This window comes from Actinomadura geliboluensis (assembly GCF_005889745.1).
In the GTDB taxonomy this organism is placed as follows: domain Bacteria; phylum Actinomycetota; class Actinomycetes; order Streptosporangiales; family Streptosporangiaceae; genus Spirillospora; species Spirillospora geliboluensis.
On the sequence record NZ_VCKZ01000538.1, the window covers coordinates 1 to 5,416 of the forward strand.

At 65.1% G+C, this 5,416-nt stretch carries 4 protein-coding genes; 2 read left to right on the forward strand and 2 right to left on the reverse strand.

Annotated features, from left to right (window positions below):
- Positions 1-227 precede the first annotated feature (227 nt).
- Complete coding sequence (locus ETD96_RS40695; protein WP_138641816.1) at positions 228-887, forward strand: HAD family hydrolase; 660 nt, start codon at positions 228-230, stop codon at positions 885-887.
- Here the strand turns inward: ETD96_RS40695 and ETD96_RS40700 are convergent.
- The gene (locus ETD96_RS40700; RefSeq protein ID WP_205719712.1) at positions 868-1,740 is read right to left on the reverse strand and encodes an NsdA family TPR-like regulatory protein; all 873 of its coding nucleotides are present in this window, start codon (positions 1,738-1,740) and stop codon (positions 868-870) included. The genes ETD96_RS40695 and ETD96_RS40700 overlap by 20 nt on opposite strands.
- 629 nt (positions 1,741-2,369) lie before the next feature.
- Between ETD96_RS40700 and ETD96_RS40705 the strand changes: the two genes are divergently transcribed.
- Positions 2,370-3,836 carry a tyrosine-type recombinase/integrase gene (locus tag ETD96_RS40705; protein ID WP_205719713.1) on the forward strand — a complete coding sequence of 489 codons (1,467 nt, stop codon included), beginning with the start codon at positions 2,370-2,372 and terminating at the stop codon, positions 3,834-3,836.
- Positions 3,837-5,052: 1,216 nt separating this feature from the next.
- Here ETD96_RS40705 and ETD96_RS40710 read toward each other — a convergent pair.
- On the reverse strand, positions 5,053-5,416 hold a 364-nt coding region (locus ETD96_RS40710), incomplete at its 5' end, for a hypothetical protein (protein ID WP_205719714.1).

The window sequence follows — 5,416 nt, forward strand, 5'->3', positions numbered from 1 at the left end:
TGCCCGTAGCGGCCGGTGGGGGCGGAGCTGGCGGTGGTGGCGCGATGCGCGGCCCGGCGCGGCCGTCCGGTGACCGGCGCCCACGCCGCACGCTCCGGGCGGCCAGGCGCGGGGCCGCGCCAGCGGCCTGAGCGCCGCCGCCCCTTGATCCAAAACAGCCCAATTCGGCAATGATCGCGACCTGGTGAGGCGTTCCGCAGCGGCGGGGCGCTCGTAGGGTGGGGTCCATGATCCGGGCCGTTGTGTTTGATGTTGGGGAGTGTCTCGTTAACGAGACTCGGGAGTATGGGACTTGGGCTGACTGGTTGGGGGTGCCTCGGCATACGTTCTCGGCGATGTTCGGGGCGGTGATCGCTCGGGGGTTGGACTACCGGGACACGTTTCAGGTGTTCGCGCCGGGGTTTGACCTGACGCAGCAGCGTGAGGAGCGGGCCGAGGTGGGGCGGCCTGAGACGTTCGGGGATGAGGACTTGTATCCGGATGCGCGTCCGACGCTGGCGAAGCTGCGGGGTGATGGGCTGTGGGTGGGGATCGCGGGGAATCAGACGGTGCGGGCCGGCGGGATCCTGCGGTCGTTGGACCTGCCCAGTGACATGATCGCGACGTCGGATGACTGGGGTGTGTCCAAGCCTGATCCGGGGTTCTTCCGGTGCGTGGTGGACGCTGCGCCCTGCGATGCGGGCGAGGTGCTGTATGTGGGTGATCGGTTGGACAACGACATCATGCCCGCGGCTGCGGCGGGGTTGCGGACGGCGCTGATCCGGCGGGGGCCGTGGGGGATCGTTCAGCAGGACGACCCGGAAGCCGACCGCGTTCCGACGATGCGGATTGATTCGCTGGCCGAGCTTCCGGGCCGTATCGCTGAGTTCAACGCTGGAGCGCGCTAAGGGTGGTCTGCCATCCGTACAGGCGGTCGTCCAGGCGGCGGACGCATTCGGTGTCGGCCCACGGCTGGAGGGCGCGGCGGACGTCGTGCACGCGGTCCATGCCGGTGGCGTACCAGGTGACGGCGAGTTGCTCTAGGGCCTGCTGGGCGTAGGAGCATGCGGCTTCGGGGTCACGCTGGGCGACCTCGACGGCGGCCAGGTCGCCGAGGATGACGGCTCGTTGCTTGGCGTTGGTGTCGCCGATAGCGTCCAGGACGCCGAGGAGTGTGGCCTTGGCCTGGGTGGGCTGACCGGCCTTGAGCTGGGTGTCTCCCTTGAATGACGCGAGGCTGATGGGCGAGAACCAGTTGAACCAGTCGGGGGCGGGCTGCCCGGTGCTCTCGGCCAGCAGGTGTTCGGCGTGGTTGATGAGGCGGAGCGCTTCGCGGGGGTGTCCGCAGCGGGTTTCGCACTCGGCCTCGACGGCGTCCAGCCATGCCAGGAATTCGGCGGGGGCGGTGCCGCGTCGGGCGTAGGTGCGGGCGGCGCGCATGCGTTCGGCTGCCTCGTCGCGTCGGCCGTCCCATCCGGGGATGAACGCGGCGTGAGCCAGGATCGCCGCGCCCAAGAGCGGGTCGTTGGCTTCGCCGGCGGCCTGGAGGGCGCGGACGTATGAGGCGTCGGCGTCGTCGGGCTGGCGCAGGTCGAAGAACTCGATGCGGCCGACCAGGAGCAGGGACTCGGCGAGCGCGGTGGCCAGGATGGTGCGCGGGACGCCGGTCGTCTCGGCCAGGAGCTGCGTGCCGAGCTTGGTGTGCTCGACCACTGTCGGGTGGAGTTGGGCGGGCTGAACGGAGAAGTAGAGGCGACGCAACGCGCCGTTGATGGCGGAGAAGTCGGCCCCGACCGTGGGCGGCTGAACGGCAGTGTTGGCCTTGGGGAGTGGGAGCGTGGCACCGGTGCCCTGGGCGGGGACGGCTGACGCGTTGGGGTTGGGGCGTGAGGTCGCCGGGGTGTCCGAGGTCCCGATGGCGCGGTGCCAGCCTTAAAGAGTTGATGGGGAGGACGGGCCACGTCTCCACGCGGGTGGCGCTGGTCTATCAGCACGCTAGCCAGGATCGAGACAGGGTGATCGCGGTGGTGCTTGGGGAGGCGTTCGAGGGGGGTCGGGCCAGTGAGACAAGGTGACGAGGGCACGCTGAAACGGTTGGGCACGCAACGGGTGCGGAGGCCGTGGCGATCGTGGGAAATGGCGAGGCCCAGGCGGGGAAAGACAGTTCCTGCCTGGGCCTTTGCGGTGGGAGCGGGCGACGGGAATCGAACCCGCGTAGCCAGTTTGGAAGGCCTAATTCGGGTTCATTTTCATTGTTGGCGTCACGGTTCCTTCCTGGCTAAACTGCAGGTCAGGGGGCTTGGGCTTCTGCTGTGCAGTCCGTCGAGCTATCGCCAGATCACACAAGATCCAGTGATAGAAAAATGATAGATGATCAAGACGCTTCGGGGGTGATCGTCGTGGGCTTCGTTCGGAGGTACGACAACAAGAAGGGGACGCGCTACCAGGCGCTCTATCTCGACGCGGAGGGCCGCCAGCAATCGGCCGGAATGTATGACACTAAGAAGGATGCCCGAAAAGCCTGGATGAGGGCCGAGGGGCGCGTGCTCGAAGGGAAGATCGGAGACGCTCGTCGCGGTAGGCAGACCTTCCAGCAATACGTCGAGGGAACATGGCTGCCCAACCATCGTATGGAGGCAAGTACCCGCCAGGACTACGTCTATGCGCTGAACGCGCACATCATGCCGTACTTCGCCAAGTTGAAGATGGGAGCAATCACATCCGAACATGTCCGTGACTGGATCACTCGCCTGAAGAAGAAGGGCGTCTCGGCTCACAGGATCAAGTACTGCAAGACCTCGATTCTCAATGCCATCTTCACAACAGCCCTGAATGATGACGTGATCGTCTATCATCCGAGCAGGGCCGTAGAGACGGATCCTGTCCCCGAAAAGCCGAGGATGATCATCACTTCGGAACAGTTCGACAGGATCTATCAAGCGCTTCCCGACGCCGATGCGCAACTCCTGATCGAGACTGACATCGAGAGCGGCCTGCGCTGGGGAGAGCTAACCGAACTACGCGTCAAGGACCTCGACTTCGATACGCAGATCCTTACGGTGAGGCGATCGGTGGTCGAACTGGTACCCGAGCATCATCCAGAGGGAAAAAGGTTCCTACTCAAAGACTATCCCAAAGGAAAGCGTCCACGCCGCCTCAAGTTGAGCGCGCAGATCGTCGTCAAGCTCAAAGCCCACGTCGCCGCCGAAGGACTCGACTCGGAAGATCTTCTCTTTTCTCGTCGTCGCGAGACGATAGAACTGGCGCCCCAACTCCTCAACTCGAATGAGTCGTCGTTCACCGCACCGAATGGCCGGACATATACTCACGGCACCATCACGGCCTACAACCTGGGCAAGTGCAAGTGCGTACACTGTCGACGCGCGTACGCCGACTATCGGGCCAAGCGCCGGGCCCAAGGTAAGGACAAGCCGCGTAAGCCACGGGTCGTCGACACTGACCCGCATATCTCCGCCAACTGGTTCCGCAAGCACTGTTGGTATCCCGCGCGCGATGCCGCTGGCTTGGATTGCAGGCCTCGAATTCACGACCTGCGCCATGCCCACGCCTCTTGGCTTCTCGCCGGCGGAGCTGACCTCCAGGTCGTTAAGGAGCGCCTAGGGCATCGCAGGATCTCCACGACTGAGCGTTACCTTCATAGCCTGCCGAACGCGGATGAGACGGCCCTGCAGGCACTGGACAAGATGCGGACGGGGCAGGGAGAACAAGGCAACGTCAAGGAGCTCAAGCACCAGCTTGAGGAAGCCCAGGCCAAGATCAACGAGCTCCAGACGGTCATCGCCGACCAACTCATAGCCCAGAGTCAGAACAGCGTCCGAAAGCTCCGTCCTGCGTAGCCCATGGTGCCTCCGGCGCAACCTGCGGTTGAAGGCAGTTCTTGGTCTCAACAGGCCGCGGCAGGGCCAGTGCCCCCTCTTGCACTGGCCCTGCCTGAGTCCTTCACCAGCGGAACTTCGCACCGGTTGGATGAGTAGATCGCGAACCTGAGCTGGTTCCAGGAAGAAGCCGAGGCGGTTTCGCGTTGGGCCGCCTGGCGGGATGATGGGACATCCGGGCTTTCCGGACCTACGACGACTTCCTCCACGCTATATGCGTTCGGCAGAGGACGAACGAGTTATGCGTCGCGCATGTCGTCGAGAGACTCGCCGAACAGGCAGGTCACGTCGGACTCGGCGGCGCGGATCCAGGACACGCCGACCTTGCCGGTAAGTGCCTCGGGAGAGGCGGAACGGCTGAGGTCGCGCGCACCTCGACCGATGCAGCTGGTGCCTTCTGGGGCCCGAAGGGTGTAGGTCGGGCGCCCAGATCCGCAGGCGTTGGGCGGAGTCGTGCACAGCCGGTCAACGCGCCGAGCTTGGAGCGGACTGCCGAGTGGACGGCGGGGGTCCGGTGAGTTGCCGCTGAGGTCGCCGACCGAGAGTCTGCGTGGTCGGCGATTCGTGATCGAGATGAGTCGGTGGTATCTGCGGGCCAGGGTGTTCATGGCTCTCCCAAGCAGGTCTCCTTGCTGACGGACCACAATGAAACCGGAAACTCGCAGGTCAACGACATGAGCAAAACATGCGATGGTGATGAGTGACCAGCGGCGCGACCTGACCGCCGATGAATGAGACTGCGGCACCGATAACAGACCAGGGAGAGGCGGGTTCTACGGTCGTCGCTGGTGAGTTTTACTCAATGAGTGGGAACACCCACCAGCAGGCGGCGTTAACGGGGCGGAAGCAGTCCGCGCGGTCCTTGAGGCAACGAGAATCCTGCTGCGGCTCGGGGTAGTCCGGCGCTCACCTACCTCCTGGAACGCCTGGACGCCTCATCCCCGAGGACGACGGTCGCCGCAACCTGCGAGTCGACGAACTTCTCCACGGCCACCGTGACGATCTCCCCGGCCTGGGTTTCGGGGATGCTGGGGGGGCGACACGACCGCCATCCGTACCCGCCCCCTTCCGCCGACATAACGTCACAGCCGCATCTGCCGCTGCGAAGGCTGCCTGCGCGGCGACGGCTAAGGATCCGTCATCCGTAGCGGCGGGGCGGTTGGGCGTAGAACAGGGCTCAGCTTGAGGGCTCGGGCGCGGAGTCCGGCTCCTGGTGAGCTCCAATGATGCTCAGTGTTGAGGGAGACAAGGTCAGGGCCAGGGCGCCGGTGTTGTTGCCATGAGTGTCCATGCTGGCGGCCGACCATTGCACGACTAGGGGACTGCCGAGGTGTGGGCTGATGAAGAGGGGCACCGGGGGCAGAGTGATGCGGGCGTGCGCCCGCAGGTCGACCGGGTCGAAGATGATTTGCAGGTCCTCGTCGCGGCGTTCGACGCGCCACTGTGTCCGGGCCATCGCCTGGTAGTCGCGGGCGAGCAGCATCTGGGACGTCCCCGCTGCCCACGGCTCCTCGGATGAGGCGCGGTGGGGGGTCCCGTAG